At 43.7% G+C, this 16980-nt stretch carries 13 protein-coding genes; 3 read left to right on the plus strand and 10 right to left on the minus strand.

From position 1 onward, the window contains the following. Positions 1-253: 253 nt before the first annotated feature. The 6 genes from IC229_RS22110 to IC229_RS22135 are packed head-to-tail and all read right to left on the minus strand — an operon-like array spanning position 254 to position 9032. Positions 254-1675 carry an argonaute/piwi family protein gene (locus tag IC229_RS22110; protein ID WP_190889201.1) on the minus strand — a complete coding sequence of 474 codons (1422 nt, stop codon included), beginning with the start codon at positions 1673-1675 and terminating at the stop codon, positions 254-256. Next, positions 1672-3204 carry a trypsin-like peptidase domain-containing protein gene (locus tag IC229_RS22115; RefSeq protein ID WP_190889202.1) on the minus strand — a complete coding sequence of 511 codons (1533 nt, stop codon included), beginning with the start codon at positions 3202-3204 and terminating at the stop codon, positions 1672-1674. Before IC229_RS22115 ends, IC229_RS22110 begins: the two co-directional genes overlap by 4 nt. Continuing rightward, positions 3201-4268, minus strand: coding sequence for a ComEC/Rec2 family competence protein (locus IC229_RS22120; protein WP_190889203.1), 1068 nt, complete (start codon positions 4266-4268; stop codon positions 3201-3203). The genes IC229_RS22115 and IC229_RS22120 overlap by 4 nt, the downstream gene beginning before the upstream one ends. A gap of 30 nt (positions 4269-4298) precedes the next feature. After that, positions 4299-5600, minus strand: coding sequence for a patatin-like phospholipase family protein (locus tag IC229_RS22125; protein ID WP_190889204.1), 1302 nt, complete (start codon positions 5598-5600; stop codon positions 4299-4301). A 14-nt stretch (positions 5601-5614) separates the two neighbouring features. Next, complete coding sequence (locus IC229_RS22130; RefSeq protein ID WP_190889205.1) at positions 5615-7870, minus strand: ThiF family adenylyltransferase; 2256 nt, start codon at positions 7868-7870, stop codon at positions 5615-5617. A 1-nt stretch (position 7871) separates the two neighbouring features. After that, entirely contained in the window at positions 7872-9032 is a 1161-nt protein-coding gene (locus IC229_RS22135) for a ComEC/Rec2 family competence protein (RefSeq protein ID WP_190889206.1), read from the minus strand. A 122-nt stretch (positions 9033-9154) separates the two neighbouring features. Here IC229_RS22135 and IC229_RS22140 point away from each other — a divergent pair, with 122 nt between their 5' ends. Further along, a complete protein-coding gene (locus IC229_RS22140; RefSeq protein WP_190889207.1) occupies positions 9155-10354 on the plus strand; it encodes a helix-turn-helix transcriptional regulator in 1200 nt (399 codons plus the stop codon). Between the two features lie 41 nt (positions 10355-10395). Here IC229_RS22140 and IC229_RS22145 read toward each other — a convergent pair whose 3' ends face one another. From IC229_RS22145 to IC229_RS22160, 4 genes are all read right to left on the minus strand, one after another. Further along, entirely contained in the window at positions 10396-11394 is a 999-nt protein-coding gene (locus IC229_RS22145) for a PDDEXK nuclease domain-containing protein (protein ID WP_190889208.1), read from the minus strand. A gap of 501 nt (positions 11395-11895) precedes the next feature. Next, entirely contained in the window at positions 11896-12747 is an 852-nt protein-coding gene (locus IC229_RS22150; RefSeq protein ID WP_190889209.1) for a ParB N-terminal domain-containing protein, read from the minus strand. 1 nt (position 12748) lies between these two features. Continuing rightward, positions 12749-13693, minus strand: coding sequence for a ParA family protein (locus tag IC229_RS22155; protein ID WP_190889210.1), 945 nt, complete (start codon positions 13691-13693; stop codon positions 12749-12751). Positions 13694-13902: 209 nt separating this feature from the next. Then, complete coding sequence (locus IC229_RS22160) at positions 13903-14211, minus strand: hypothetical protein (RefSeq protein ID WP_190889211.1); 309 nt, start codon at positions 14209-14211, stop codon at positions 13903-13905. Positions 14212-14440: 229 nt separating this feature from the next. On the opposite strand from IC229_RS22160, the gene IC229_RS22165 reads away from it, so the two are divergent. Beyond that, positions 14441-15514, plus strand: a complete 1074-nt coding sequence (locus tag IC229_RS22165) for a GNAT family N-acetyltransferase (RefSeq protein ID WP_190889212.1) — start codon at positions 14441-14443, stop codon at positions 15512-15514. After that, on the plus strand, positions 15507-16973 hold the full coding sequence (locus IC229_RS22170) for a sensor histidine kinase (RefSeq protein WP_223834127.1): 1467 nt from the start codon (positions 15507-15509) through the stop codon (positions 16971-16973). Before IC229_RS22165 ends, IC229_RS22170 begins: the two co-directional genes overlap by 8 nt. Positions 16974-16980: the final 7 nt, after the last annotated feature.

Genomic DNA, 16980 nt, shown 5'->3' on the forward strand with positions numbered 1-16980 from the left:
CCCTTTTGATCCGTCAAGTGGCTTTACTTTGATTCTATTGTATAGTTTCAATAACGAATCGATACTCATTTTTACATTAAAGATTTATTCAGGAATCAATAAGTCTCACTGTCCGCTCTTTGATTCGGATGGTAGTGCGCGGCCTGGAGGCATGGGTCCGTCTCCGAATCGATTGACCTAGCGCGGCCCACTGTTTTCACCAAACATCCATATGCTACGGCTTTACCATTCTAGAGCGCTTGGATTCGGTAGCTTACATATAAAACCCGTACTTTATTTGTGCCTTTTCATGCCGGTCGAGGTACTTCATGACTTCCCCTACTTTACGAGCGCATACCATCGTGATCGGATATTTTCCGTCAAACTGGGTATTATTCCAGTTCATTTTCGTTAAAGCGAGGATTTCTTCGCAAATTATATCCGGCGACGTGTCGCTCTCTACTATGCGAATTTCAAGTGGTTGAGGAATGTAGGGCCCTGGGTAAGTCCGATAGTACTCAACTGACCCTTTCGTGTAGAGTAGCCTAATATTTTTATCCAGTTCAATTTGAGTGCCTCTCAGGGGTGGATACATGGCATCGCGAAGCATCCTAATATCCGAATCGAGTAAGGTTACAAAGTCTACTTTACTTATACCCATATCATAAACGGCATTTCGAAAACCGTCTAACTCCTCCTGATTATAATTTGACGACTTGTGGATGACTAATCGAGCCGGGAAGGTCTCCATAGCTAGGTTATACTCGCTAAGTGCTCCTTTTAACAAATCGAATGCTTGCTCCGATTCCAGGTGCGGCTTGCGATCCCGTTCATCGATTTTTACGGGGGTTCCCCGCAGAATTACGCCGTTACCTAATTCATCAAAAATCTGAGCGAGGCTGGTGTGGGTTACTTTTTTATCTCGACTTTTATAAAAGCTAATGCCTACAAAACAAACGGAAGGCCGGTTGATATTATGAGGCAGACGCCAGGGAATCTGGCCAGCCTTATAATATGCCGCCGTACAAAAATTCCAGGCTTTTGTGGCCTCATCCTGATTAAAGCGGGAAGGCGTCAAGGATTGTTCTCGGACCAGCTGCAAGGGTTTGCCCAAGTGCATACTTTTGGCTTTCAAAGCCCGCCTAAAATTTAATTCAAAATCCGTTTTTTCCGTTTCTTCTCCTTCAATGGTTTCCTCATGATCGGTCCTTACCTCCTTTGAGATATACGGAAACAGTTCATTAGGAATGACACAGGTAATCAAATCGACGTTTCGGTGCTGGGCAATGAATTTTACTTTTTCGTAATACAAGTCGATGGCCTGCGTTATCCGATCGTTATCGTTAGCGATCTTTATGATTCGTTTAATGTCCGAATTATTGAGATCTTTGGCCAGGGCTTCGCCGTACTGAAGATTGGCCATGAACCCGGATTGAGCCGAAAATCCATCAAACGAAGGGTATAAGTGAGGGTGATTATTTTCCGTCTTCTGCGGAATGAAGTGGCTGCATTTAGTAATCCAGTCCGCTAGTTTGCCTAGATTATCACTGGTGCCAACCCCACCAACGTTAATCTCTTTTTTTCGATAGTCATTTTTTGATTCATACGTATGAAACGCACTGATGCCCGCTCTGGGGCAGATATGTTTCCCTTGGGCGAATTCTAGTTCCGGCTCCTGGATGTATTTCAATTTCATTTCTCTTTCTTTTCTTTTTTAATGTGCCAATACTCATCCGCTAGTTTAGGGGCATTGTCGAAACAGACCAGATCGTCAAAATTGACAAAGAAGTCTTTGTTCTGGGTCAAAAAGTAGGCGAGGAACCGTACGTGGGTGAATACTTCGCCATTACGCTCATTTTTTTTCTTGTAAGCGGCCAACTCCTGGGTTTTCCAGGGGTGTTTTTTGCTACCATTCCAGGTCGCGTAGGAATCTGGCATAATATTGAAAAACCACTGCTGACCAAATTGCCGGAAATGGCCCTGAAAGGCAAAATGGGTGCAGTGTAACAGCTTATCAGGTTCGTCGGGGTTGGTTTTTGACTGCATTTTCGCTTCAAATACTGTCCGTTCCGATTTGACTTTTCCCTGCCATTTAATTTGCCGTTTGCCTAATCCCTCATCCTGGGGTCCAAAAATAAATGTCTTGTCCTCGTGCTTCCAGGAAACGTTCAGGTGATGAAGTTTTCTACTTAGACAGTTATTAAGCAGATTGACGAAGGTTCGCTGGCTGTCAGGCGTACTACAATACTCATCCACGGCTAAACACTCAACAGTTCCCTGGTCAACCAGATGATGAAATGAGTTATCCCGCTGGGTAAGGTCATAGAAGGTAACGATCTTGTTGTTGTAAACGGCGAAATCACCGCTCAGCCGTAGCCCCTTCATTTTGAGAAGCTCATAAACAAACTGGCGGCTATCCAGCCGGAATGGAATGTATTTTTCTTCCCGTTTGGCATAGTCAAACAGCTCCGAGCGGGCAATATTGATTTCACCCACAAACACGTTGTCAGGCAACTGGACTTTCAGCAGCGATGAATAAAGGGTTTCCGTCGTTTGATCATCCAGCCTTCCGGCCACGTCGTCCACGGTTAACTGGGGAAGGCTGTAGCGATTAAAGAGTTGATTGATCATGGAAAAATTGCAGCAGTGCACCTGATTAAATGATCCTGCTGAATTCCCCAGGTGGGTGACAATACCGACTAGCGCGGGCTGATCTCCGGCATCCAAAACGACACCACTGCCCGAAAACCCGGCTACCGAGCTGGAGGCCAATTCCCCGGAAGAATCACTTAGGTTAGTAGTGACCCGGATTTTGAAGCCCTGCGCATTACCTTCAATAAATCGAGCTTCCAGTTTGGTAGCTTCTCCAGCTAAGGCTGCGGGATAGCCCCTAAATTGGAAGGTGCCTGATTCATCCGTTATCCGCCCGATGGATAGAGAGGGAATCGCCGATTCGTCTAGTGGGAAATCGGCTTTATCCAGTAAGATGATGGCAAAATCGTTCTTCGGATCGGCAAACGTGTTGGCCTTATCAACAATTATCTTTTTAAAAACACCGACTGGTTCCTCGTATTCGACCAGACAAAATGTTGGATTGTTCTCCAAGCAATGATTGGCGGTGAATACATAGTAGTGTTTGACATCATTCGGGTGAATAAAGAGAATACCACTTCCGATTCGGTTAATACGGATCGTCAGTTTTTGCAATCGTTCTGATAAATTCATACCTCAACAGTCAACTGGTTTTGATAGGAGCAGCAAAAATTATATTCGTCCATTTCCAAAGGAGTGAATAGAGTCGTGGTAACTAGATTTGAATAATTAAAAATCAATTTGGTTCGACGACCCCGTACATAATTATGATGGATAATTCGGGCCAAGGCTTCTTTGTGTGGTAAGCCATGGGCGTTGTGGCCATTACTGCAAATAATGAACTGGCGGCAGTCAATTAAGTCGAGCAACTGATTATTAATGTTGTGCTTACTGCCGTGGTGAGATACCTTGACGTAATCTACTTGTAACGGGTTGGAGGCAGAGTACCCTTTCTTAACCAGTGCCTCAACTATTGTTGAGGGATGGGCATCCGCTAATAATAAAATCCGGCTGGTCTTATCCGTTGCCAGCAGCGCAATACTGCTGCCGTTGGGAATTCCCTTATCTTCCGTAAACGGTTGATGGATCAATTCGAGAATCGTTCGATGATAATCGGTTGGCGCGCCTGAAAGGGGCACGTGCCCGGGGTTATTGATTTCAGCGGGCCAGTTCTTACTCAGCTTTCTAAGCCCGGTCTCGTCCGGAGAAAGAATATCGATGACCAAGCCGTCCACCTCATACTTTTGTGAAGCCAGGACGGGTAGAGAATTGGATGAGATTTTCAGCCTAGTCAGAAAATTTTCAAAGGTGTTACCCTGCTTGATGCTGATTTGTTTATCCACATGAGGTAAGACAATATCTTTACCTGGTAAATCCATGTCGACAAAATACCTGGATAAGACACGGGCTGAATTAAACCAACAACGGGCAATGAGTTGATCAGGCAACCGGTTTAACTGTATGTCGTTAACCAGTCGGAGAATACCGCCAATGTGATCGGAATCAATGTGGCTAAGAATAAGCAGATCAATTTGTTCCCCGTTTTTTAGGAGTGTCTGAATTTCCCTCTTCAGCGATAGCGTATACGTATTAGTTACGCCACCATCCATAAGCAGGTTGCGGTTTTGGCCGCTTGAGCCTACCCAGCTTAAAAGCAATGCGTCTCCCGAAAGAGCGAGCAAAACCTTGATGATCATGCTTTATGATTATAGACCTATTCCGGTCAGTTAGCAAATTAATGATGGGCAGTACAAACGAACTTGAATCTCAGTTAAGTTGGCCGCATGCCGCATTAAACAGTCTATTTGCTTCGGGCTTAACTTCGTTAAATTCGTCGAAACACTTCGGGCTATCAACTTGTCTTGGTCGACCACTTTTTCATTGATTATACGACTATAGCCGATACTGGCTTGAAGTCGCTCCATAACAGACTCTTTATGGGAATCTAAATCTGAAAGCCACTCTTCTGGAATCTGATGGGCTTCAATCAACCGAGTCGGAATCCGACCGGCTTTTAATCCGTCGAAGAATCCCGATAAACATTTCTCTATGTCCCAGCCTAGTGAAAGATAAGCAATCTCTCTATGATGACTTTTAGCCGCATCGAATAGGTGCTGAGCCATCTGAAAATTTTTGATTCGGGTCATGAACGTTTCCACCGTTCGCAGCAACAGAGCAAACGTGTACGTGTACGAGCCTTCAAAAGGCAGTTTGTTGCCTGCATCGCTGGTAATAATTACATCACATTCATAAGAGCTTCCTGACTGAGAAAGCTTTTGGATGCCTTGATTATCGAAAATACCACCATCCACTAAGTTGGGACGAATCTGGTTAAAGTGTTCAGGCTTTTGAAAATATTCCCGGTCAATACGTACCGGTGAGAAGGCAAATGGTACGCAGCTCGAAGCCACTACGGCCCGGGCTAACGGAAAGGCTTGATGCTGAAAGCGTATCGGGAATTGCTGATAGGCATAGAACGAGTCCTCCATTTTCTTTTTTGAAAAAGTAAAAGGACGACAGGTCTGTAAATTCGTGGAGGCAATGGCCAATACAGGCCGATCGGGTAAATCCGAAAGGGTAGCCTTTCGGTAAAAAAAAGAATCGTAAGCCCGTTCGATCTGACGGCTTACCGGAAAGATAGAAAATTGAAATCGGATGAGGCAGTATAGCCATAAAAGAACCACGAACGCAGCAAGCCATGACCAACCCGCTGCCAATAAATAACCGGTTAGAATCAGGCCACCAAAAAAATATACCAACGCTCTAAAAAATATCCAGGAGAAGACGACCGAACGGATGACGCTTTTGGTCGCGAGTTTTTGCTTTAAATCCTGCTCAAAAGTCGTGAAGTCTTTTTGGTTTAGGCAGTAATAAGCGCCGGTGATCGACCCACCAGAAACTGTGGATAGAACACTTATTTGGGGGAGAATACCCAGCTCATGTAACTTTTTTAAGGTGCCTAAATGAAAAGCCGCTGCTCGATAACCTCCTCCCGACAAAGCAAGTCCTACTCTTTTTTTTTCATGCATAGCCAATCCTAAATTTATTCATAAACATAAACCAGCAGTTCATCTGGTGTCACGATCAGAGCGCAGGTAGGTATAGGAACCGTACGGTTTAATACCCTAAGTTCAGCAATGGTTTTTTCATCCTTTGTGCTTAAGCCTTTCAGGTTCATGGGATGCGTATGCCATTCCCCTATGTAACCAATTACCTCACCAGTCTTTCGCTTGATTTCATCAATTTCAGCTGGCAAGCCTTTGTTACCGCGAACAAACTCGCAGTAGGTTCCATGGCTGCCTTGCGGCTCAACTACAATGTCAAAAACATGTATCGTTTTTGTTTTATAATTAGCGATACCGATCAGTACCCCGCCTGTTTCTTTAGGTGCCTGGCGATTGCCGTTCGCAAAAAGCAATTCTTTAATTCCACCCATCAACCGCACTTCCCATCCGCTACCGGCCTTACAGTTTAGTATGTCGAATGCCTGCACGTCTAGGTATTCAGTACTGATGCTCGGAGAGCCTTTACTTTCGTCCAGACTGGAAATAGCCAATATTCCTGACATACCTTGGCTCTCTTGAGTAGTTGCTTTAGCCAGCATTCTTGAGAATACGCTGGCATGAAAACCCAGGGTATCATCCGCCATCACAGATGTTGTTGAACTACAACCAAGTCCCACATTCAATGTGGTCACTTCACGTTGCGCATCATTCATTCGCCAGGTCCTGAGTTGCTCAATCTTGGTGGCATTAAAACTGGCCAGGTTCACCAGGTCGTCCATCCTTGGATTACGGTTGTATCCTTCTGCGTATAATAAGCCCAAGGCTCCTGCATCCGCTATTTCCGCTTTATAATATCTGGTGTTTGTCGGCAGTTGCTTTGAGATCAGAAAGTTCATTACCTGCACACTTGCGGTTGTATCGATAATGCACTGGTATTCTTGAAACTCCTTATCCAAATAAATCGCATTGGATGTGATGGCCGTAATTTTATCCGTTTTATCAGCCGAATAAAACTGTTTAATTATAGAAGCAAGAGCCTCCGCTTTGTTCTGGCCTAACCGATCAGCAACTAATGCATGTCTGGCGAGGTTGTGCGGCAGCATGGTGTCATCATCGCAAATGCCTATCTGGAGATTACCACTCCTCGCATCATGGAGTATCAATTTAGAACCAAGCGAGCCAGCACCTATATAAAGCGAAGCGGACGTCTGGTTCCTGTCTGAGAGAGTTACAGCCATGTCTTTGCTAAAGGGTTCAATATGGCCTTGAAGCTTCACCTTCCGACTATCGTCTATCGCAGCTACGCCTTCGGCGGGTAGGACGATTAGAAAATTTATGAACTCATAATTCCCATTGTACCCGATCACTCTACGTGGTCGTTTAATGGCAAAAACTATGGGCAGTCCAAGCCTGGGGATAGCTCCAAGCATTTCCAATTTCAAGAGCGCCTGGTGTAAGTCGATTCCACGCAGGCTGAAAAACAGTTTGAGCTGTCCATAATTTTTAGGTCTGGACGTTAGATACAGATTGTCCATCGCACCGTCGGGATCCCAGAAGACAAACGTAAACACTGGGTTTGCAACCAGTTCTTCATTTTCTTCGGTCGAAAGGATCGCTATTGCGTTGCGGACTTTTTCAAATACAATAAATGGAACGTGTGCATTTGTCTGGTAGGAATCAACTTTTCCTGCTTTCAAAAGCTGCCCTCCGATAAATAAAGCAGCTGGGAGATCAGGGATAAACCGCTGATTTTGGGAGACGACCTCATTGATTAGATCATAGCGGTAAATATGCTTTAAACCGATATTTCCTTCAAGTCGGGTTGGATCGAACTCATCTCCGTCTTCATCAAGCTGACCTGTAGCTGCCTTATAAAGCCACTGGCCGCCCACGTCTAAGAAGTCCCTTAGTTTGATCGTTGCGAACCATTCATGGGGATTATTGCGTACCAGACATAACCTGGCTGGCTCGTCATCCGTCGTAAAATATAAATGTGAAAGCCGTGATCTGGGAAAATCTTTCCTGTCACTTAGTAAAAACGGCGCAGCGTGAGGGTAACTGTTTAATGAAAGACGAATCAACATTGGTTCCTGTTCCCTTATATCAATACCATCTACTGCGCCCCTACTCGGTAACGATACGTTATATACGACCGGTACAACAACGTGCCAGTGATCAAGAATCAGTACTTTGGGATTCGGTATCCCAAAGTACTGACCGATTTCTTGTATTGCAGCCTGAACCTCAACCGACAAGTCATCTGCATAGGGTTGTAAAGAACTACTACGCAGCATATTATCCCTGGGTTACAATTGTTCCTGCCGCACCAGCACCGCCTGCTGAACTAGAAGCTGAACCCGTGGACTTTTTGGGTGCTCTAGCCGGTCCATTTACCGTAATATCAAAAACTATTGGTTCTGGCGCGGATTCCTTCGGTTCCACAGCCGTGTTCAGGAACTTGTCCGAACCGGATAGCTTTTTTACGTATTCTTTTTTGGCGTCATAGTAAGGCGGGTTGTCATCATTATTGACAATCTTCTTACTGGAAGCGATTACCCAGGCTCCACTACGGGCATAATCCAGTGCTTCGAGTGAAGTGGTTTGTACATCATCCTCTGAGGTTTCATTGAAAAAACTCCAGGAACAATGATGCGGAGCTAGAAACAAATCCCAGCTCAAAGCCTCTTCATTGACATCATTCTTAAACCGTTTCGTACGCTCCAAAATCTCGGCCCACGTTGTGTGGTCCGAATCTCCGCCGAACATAGCCAGACAGCAGAAGTCTGAACGCCAGCTGTAGGCTTTAAATCGTGCCTGGAAAACAATGCTAGCCGAGTTTTTATCCTTATCCGGAGAGTCCAGATGGATTTTGAACGGAGCGTGAATAAAGATCGAGAACGTCTGCTGATCAGTATCGTTAAACCGGGTTACCACATCTCCTGGCACAGCTCGCAGATGATTTAAATCTTTATAATCTTTATTACTGTCATAGCCGATTATTTTGATGCGATTACCGGGCTTATCTTTATCCAGATGATTCCTCCTGTGCAGGTCAAGGCGTCTTTCCGCTTCGCACTGATGAGCATCTTCATCTTCGTTGGTGTACTGTTCAGCAATCATGGGTGAAAACCACATCGTGTCCATAATGATCAGATTCTGGTCACGTTCTTTCTGCCCGTATTTTGTCGGATCGCCTTGATAAAAGTTGTCTTTGAAACCGTGGCAATGATCCCGGTCACCATGGGTAAGAATAAAAACGTCTACGTAGTAATTGCCATCACGTTTTTGAAGCGAACTCAGCAGATCCTTCTTGACATCACAAATTTTCGGGTCCGTGCTTTCATCGGATTTCGCGGTAAGCTTACAATCAACCTGTATTCTGGTGCCGTCTTCAAGTGTGATCAGTGACATGTCACCATTGCCTACTGGAAAGTATTTAATCGTAGGGTTAGCCATAATAAATTAGTTTATTAAAAGATTAAGTTTTCGAAACGTTTAGTAGTGAATTGCCTTTCCGTTTCGGACATTGACCAGTTGGCAATCAATAACAGTTTCTCAATCCATGTTCGAGACTATAGATGAGAAGGGCTTTATCTAAATGCCGAGGCAAAGGAAAAAGGCAACTGTGCAGTCAATTTGCACAGTTGAAAAAATTTATAAATATTTTTTTCAACCCTCGTTTGTCAGCTAATCATATAAGGGTTTACTTAGCTAAATCGGATCATGCACTAAGTATTTTTTTTGTATTACTACCAGACAGCTTAGGTGGAATGCCAACTAACAAAAACGCTCAAAATCGCTATATCATCATTGATAAATGTCTATGTCGGCGCAATCGCAACTGGACGTTCAACGATTTATTGAACGCCATCAACGAAGATTACAGCGAAACGACTGAGAATGGCGAGGGAATCTGTATACGGACGCTTAGGGATGACTTAAGAAATATGCGTTCATCGACGCATTTTAATGCACCCATCAAATTTTCTAGGCAGAGAGGGTATCATTATACAGATCCTGAGTACTCTATTTTTAAAAGTACCCTTACCAGTGACGATCTATTACTGCTTCATCAAAGTCTTTACACCCTTAAAGGGCTTCTAGGTTTCGGGTTAGCCGATGATTTATCTGAACTGATTCAGCGCCTGGAGCGGCATGTTCCCAATGACGTAACCTCGGCCACTCCTATTCTTCAGCTTGAAGTGGCACCAGACTACATCGGTACGACGTACTTAAAGCCTTTGTACATAGCAATTCGGGATAGAACACCTTTAGTGATCCATTACCAACCCTATAGAGCTACCCAAGCTAGTCAAATCGAAGTGCATCCGCAATTACTGAAACCCTATAATGGACGCTGGTATTTGATTGCGCTTAACGAATCGAAAGGCCTACACCCCCAGAATTATGCGCTAGATCGTATTCAGCAATTGAGTGCTAGTCAGCTCAACTATCGATCTGCGGATTCTGATTTTGGTACTTATTTTGATTCGCTTATTGGGGTAACCATTCCTGAAAAAAGTAAAGGTGTAGAGACGATCCGATTGCATATAACCGCTGGTCGAGCCCCTTATGTGCTTACGAAGCCTTTGCATAAAAGTCAACGAATTATTACCGATACAGATGCTGGAATGGAACTAGAATTACGACTTGTAATCAATCAAGAGTTAGTAACCCTCCTACTCAGCTTCGGACCTGATTTACGCGTTATTAGCCCAGTGTCGCTACAAAATTCTGTGCAAAAACGGCTAAAAAATGCGCTATTTAATTACAAATAGCCAATAACGCCAAGCTTCCGCGAACTTTTGAACAATATCAACTACAGTTGATCATCTTCCTCTTCATTTAGTTCTTTTCGAATTTCATCTGCTAATTGTTGCTCTGTTGGTAGATGGAGTTGATACTTACTAGCAAATAGCTGGGTATTGTTTTCTGGAAGTGTATACCGGACTACCGCGTCATTTTTATCTGCACACAGCAGAACACCAATTGTAGGATTTTCGTAAGGTTCCTTTATGCTGCGGTCATAGTAGTTAACATACATTTGTAGCTGACCCAAATCCTGATGAGTGATTTTATCCATTTTCAGGTCTAGTAGTACGAAGCATTGTAATAACCGATTGTAGAAGACCAAATCAATTTTAAATTCGTCGCTGTCAATGATGATCCGCTTTTGCCGCGCGACAAAGGAGAAACCATTCCCTAGTTCCAACAGAAATTCCTGAATATGGGTGATGATGGCGCTTTCAATGTCATGTTCGTAATAACTGGCTTGTGGTTTTAAGCCCAAAAATTCTAACACCATAGGATCCTTGATTACTTGATGAGGTTGAGTCGGCTTAGCTTGTGATTGGGCAATGGCTAAAACGCTTTCTTTATCCTGACTCATTAATAGCCGTTCATACAGTAAGCTATTGATCTGCCGTTCCAGTTGCCGCACCGTCCAGGCATTTTTATCCGTTTCGGCCATGTAGAACGCTCGCTTATTAGCGTCTTCCAGTCGTATCAGGATTTTATAATGCGTCCAGGTTAATTGTGAACTCAGTGAGTTCACAATTGGATAAGTAAGGTAAAACTGTCGACTTAACTGGAGATTTCGGCTGGAAAAGTTTTCACCATATTCAGCAACTAATTGACTAGAAAGGTTTTTAATCAGCCCTTTACCATACGTGGCCCGGTCTTGCCCTTGCTGCTCATCCTCGACGATAACCCGGCCAATATGCCAGTACATTAGGGCTAATGCATGATTGATAGAGCGAGCTGCACTTTCTCTTGATTGATGAATAATCTGCCGAATATCAGAAACTAATTGATCCATTTAGCTGGAAAGCAAAGACGTCTTTTAAAGTAAAATGGGATCGTGACAAATACGATTTCCCATCGGCGAAGTTACTCAATAAAGGATGAAGGATAGGTGATGAAATTACAGTATCAAGCTGCCCGGATGAAGGTCATACGTTCACAAAAACCAAACCTTGGCTAAAAATGGTGAACATTAAATGCACGCAAAGAGGGCCGTTTCCAGACCCTTCCCTCCTACTCGATCACCGTTCAGAAAAACGTCCGAATAATTGACCTGTAAATTCTTTATTGGCTTCGCTACTTGGGTAACACTTTCTATTTTTTATAACGAAAGGGATATTCTATTCTGTTAGTCATAGCGCTTTATGAACCTTGTCTCCCACTCAATATGGCTTAATTATTCGGCAAACTGCTCAAAGTGACAACCTGTCACTTTGAGCAGTTTGCTACTTTTATTCATTACTTTAATGGCAAAAGTTACTCAATATTTTTCTTTTACAAGCAAAGTGACAAGGTGTCACTTTGCTTGTAAAAGACCTAGCAACTCATTAGTTTTCAGTATAATTTGCTCGCATGTCTTTCTAGAGAGCGTTCCAGCAGCTAGTTCCCGGATCAAGCTTTCAATTTTCTTTATTCGCTCCTCACCTACTCGTTTATGACTTCTTCTAGCAGGCTCAAAAACCGCTTCAGCGACACCGCTTGACTCGGTCAATTCTGTTTTAGCCATCGCTTCGATGGACGATCTGGCCACCTTTTTTTTCCCTGATAAGATCTGCTGTTTCGCTTCAGGATTTAGTTTATTCAGACCAGCGGCAAAATCACCATCCCGTTTAATGGTCCGGCTACTTACGCCATATTCCTTTCCGAGTACTGCAGAAACATCAACTAATTCAGCTGTTGATGTTTTATTTCCTCCACGTATCGACTTTTGTTGCAGATACCTAAGGCCTCGCAGGTAAGCTATTTGTTCCGTGGAAAGATTACGCCTTCCCAACTGGAAGTCAATCATATAATCTTTGGCTTCCTCTAAATTGGTAAATCGAAGTAGGTTAATCCGGTAATCTAACTTATGCTGTTGACTAATTCGATATCGATTGTGACCGTCAAGGAGAATATAAACAGGCCGATTCTCTTCATCAAGCTGGAGAACGCTTGAACTTGTCTCCCAAACGGTTAGCGGATCTTTTACTCCGTGTTTGAGAATATTTTGCTGCAGTTGATTATATTCTTCCTCCAGTAAGGGGGGGATTAAATCCCGAAGCTGGTCAAGAATCTGAATCTGGCTCTTGATATTTTCCTCGGTCGATAAAAGTGATGTTGGCAGCGAAGATGTTTTCTCGCGCATCGAGCTCATAAAGTCCTTTTTCATATCAAATCGTCATTATTTCAGTGGCCAGATGGTGATACTGCTGCCAAGAGACAGACTTGTTTGAATAGGTATATAAGTCTTCCTTGGCCACCTGGGATTGCTTAATGACGGTAGACACCTCAATGATGGACTGGTAGATGGGGAAGTTTCGGTAGGTATCCCGAATATGGCTCATCATACTTTTATGAATACTCTGGTTTTTATGCACCATGGTAAACACAATTCCTTTCACTGATAAGGTCGGATTAATGTATTTTCGCACTTCCGCAATCCGGTTAAACAGGCTTTCCACCCCGTGATAAGCACTTGCCTCGGGTTGAATAGGCACTACGCAGAAATTAGACGCTACCAGCGAACACGTTGTACAGATGCCCAGACTTGGCGGACAGTCTATAAGAATATAATCAAACTTATCCCGTTCATCTTCCAGTTTCAAGGCAAGGCGGCGATCTGCTCCAATGGAGTTCGCTAGCTCCGATTCCCGATAAGCCATTCGTATATCGGAAGGAGAAAGGAATAAATTACTGGAAATTTCAACCATTGGTAAGTCTGACCCCTCTAATAAAGCATCAATGACCTGTTCATCGGGGTCGTGAACGCCAAAGCATTGGGATAAATTGCCTTGTGAATCCATATCTACCAGCAGTACCCGGTTACCCAGCAAACTTAGGGCTTTTCCCACGTTAATGGTAGTTGTCGTTTTACCCACTCCTCCTTTATGATTGACAACTGAAATCACCTTGGCTTTATCAAACAAAGCATCCGAGTAGCCGTACCGACGCACGGCTTCATCCAGCACCGGTAAGTGCTTAACCGGGATGTCTTTTTGATCCGACAGGGCCTTATGGAGCGTCTTTGAGGGAATACCCGCTTCCTTTTCGATCTGGGATAGATTTAAGGCAGGTTTCGAACGCAGGAACCTAATAAGTTTTTCCTGGTTAATCATGGAAATAAGGATAAATTTTTATCTATTGTAAAAGTATAAAGAACTTTTTTTATCCAAAGTGGACGTCACGATTTTCTGATAAGATATTTAGTAATTCAATGGTTATATAAAATCATAGGCTAAGAACATGGTTAACTGCTTAGTATTTAAACAGCATAAAGTTAGAATCTCTGATATAGATCTTGAATTCTAATCTAAAGACGAGTTAATTAAATGTTTATTCTACTAATTTGATATCCCCTAATTACTAACCTATAGTGCAGACTTAACTGATCCTTACGTTCAAGGAATTCATCATATTCGAGAGCAAACAGCTGCCAACGTAAAACGTACTTTTTTCTAAGCCTGTTAAGTTGAGCACTTATCTGAAATAGGTTTTTAACGATCAATGGATTCTGATTGAATGCCATTTTTACGCCAACTAATTCATCTTTTTGATTAATGAAGAATTCTTCGCCTATGTCATCAATTAGATAGATTACATAAGTAATATCCATTTCACTTCCGTTCCCATCCATTCTTCGTATACTGTTGGTTTCTGTTGGATAAAATTGTAATACGTCATGACTACATTAACAAGTAGTTGAGTTACCGAGTCAACGCCAAAAATCGGCTTAAAAAGTTACCGCTTTGGGGAGGGTTGTACCAACGGGACAAAACTGTGTACCAACGGGACAAAACTGTGTACGAACAGGATTTACCTTTTTCGATTTTGAGCGTTATATACTAGGAGCTAACCTTACCAAAATGAGTGAACCGAATACTTCCAGCCCACTAGGTGAAGCAACGATCCATCAGGATGGTGAGCTGACTTTATCAGTAAGCAGGAAAATTGCTCCAGAAGCTGTTGACCTGTTGAAACGTACCATTTATGGAACACGGGGGGTTCGTTATCAACATACCAACCAGGAGGCCAAAATCCAGGATTTGACCAGGCCCCTGTTTTTTCATTTAAGGAAGGCTGGCCAGCTGATTGGCACTTATTGTCTGGATGAACGAAGCCTGGAACTGGGATCGAGTCTGACCACTGGGTTTTACGGTCGTTATTTAGCGGTGAATGAAGCGTACTCTGGCAACGGGTATGGTCGGCTGCTGAAGCAACAGGCTATTGCCTACGTTGAACAGAATACCCCCTCTCCATTTCTGTTTTATTCCTATATCGAAGGTAAAAACGAGCGTTCCATTGCGATTTCCCAGAAAGAAGGGTTTGAGTCAGTGGCCACCTTAAAAACCTATTTTTTTCGCCGGTATTCCCCTTTTAAGGATAAACGGTTTATTCAGGCGACCTCAGCGGATCTTCTTCAGATGCAACCTTTACTAAATCAGTTCTATGGTTCCTATGGCTTTAAAACATTCGCCCATATCGGGTATAAGGATCAGTATTTCGTTCTCAAGGAACAAGGCCAGATCGTGGCCGGCGTCCAGGCCAATCCGGTTTGTTGGCAATTTCATCAGATGGCAGGCTGGCGGGGGTGGATTTTGATGAATCTGGTCCCGCTGTTTTCAGCATCCCGGCGCTTTTTTAACCCGGCACGTAATGAGTTTCTGGTTCTGGAGGGAATGTATTTTCAAAAAGGCCGCCCTGAACTGCTGCCCATCCTACTGGAGAGCGTACTGGCTCATCATAACCTTCATTCAGCAATGTGTGAGATCGACCAGCGAGATCCCCTGTTGCAGCAGCTGGTGGATCCATCGATGGGACTCTTAAGTGGACTCGAAAAGGATGTCAGTACGCATGTGTTAATCAAAGCGAAAGGCCTTTCCGATTCAGTACTTCAAATTAAAACGCCCGTTTATGTTTCCTGCTTTGATTATGCCTAAATCTACAGACCAGATGAGAAGCGAAGAGATTGGCCTACAGGCGTTACTGGAGAGTTCCCGACAGAAGCTTACCAAACCCTTCGCCCGCACGCAGCGGACGTTGCTGGTGATGCTTAATTGCAGCTACATTTTGCTGACCCCCATCTACCTGATCATGGAAAAGCTGGCAAGTGGTCACTTTGTCCCCCACCCTATTCTAGGATACGTATATGCAGTTGTTGGACTGGCTAACCTGGCTTCCTTTCTTTACAACGGGTCAGTACTACTGGGAAAACAATCGATCCGCATTTTTGGAAAAAGACGATTGTTGACCAATGACAAACAGATTGACATTCTGCTCCGCTGGGCTAGCGTTATCTCGATCATGATGATGAGCGTCTGCCATATGCTAGGGCTAGGCAATCCCAGTAGTGATGCCATCTTAACGGATTTCGCTCTAGCTCATTCGCTCATTGTGCTATCAGCCATGCTACTGGGTCGGCAGGCCTCGTTCATCTGGTTTCTGCTTGTATTGAGCCTGCTCGTTTATGTGTCATTCGTTCAATATGGTTATACTCATCGCTTCAATTATTTAACGCCTACTGAATCGGCACGCTATGAGTCTGCGCTTGCACAGAGGAAACCCTGGGCTTTAGCCCGTCATCAGGAATTGAAAAATCATTCGCTCAACCCACCTGCCGTCTCCAGGTATTTCAACTCCTGGCTTGTCTTTATTGTGATTGCTTTTTTTACAGCTTACTTTTTTATGAGTATCACTCTGGACGTGTTCAATGTGATACCAACCGTGACCGAAGAAATTAAGGAGGCAATTAATACGTCCAAACGCCAGGAGTTGGCTCTGGAGCGGGAACGAAGCCAGGCTGAGGAACAGCGACTTCAGTTGCGGGAGCAAACGCTTCAGGCGGAGTTGAGAGCTCTTAAATCGCAGATCAATCCCCATTTTCTATACAACACCCTGAATTATTTCTACATTAAGAGCTCGGATACTTTACCCGACTTAGGGCAGGCGATTCTGAAACTTTCGGATATCATGCGCTACAGTATGCAGGATGATTTGAACCTGGTTAATCTGGATGGTGAAATAACCTACATGAATCATTTTATTGCCCTTCACCAAGAACGTAATAAAAACAAGCTTTTTATCGACTTTATCGTCAAGGGAATGACGGCCGAAAAAATGATTCCCCCCTTTGTTTTCATAAGCCTGGTCGAAAATGCCTTCAAGCATGGAAAGATGAATGAGGCTGATCATCCGCTGATCATTCGAATTGAGACGACTGACACCAGTATATGTTTTTATGCCAGTAATAAGAAAAATCAGAAGAATCGGCCTGAATCCAATAACATTGGTTTGGCGAACCTGATCAGGCGACTGGATCTAACGTATGAGGGTCGTTATTCATTTAACGTCAATCAGGATGAGAACCAGTACAGTTGTCAATTAATTATTCACACTTAATAACGGA

This window comes from Spirosoma profusum (assembly GCF_014699005.1).
Classification (GTDB): Bacteria; Bacteroidota; Bacteroidia; order Cytophagales; family Spirosomataceae; genus Spirosoma; species Spirosoma profusum.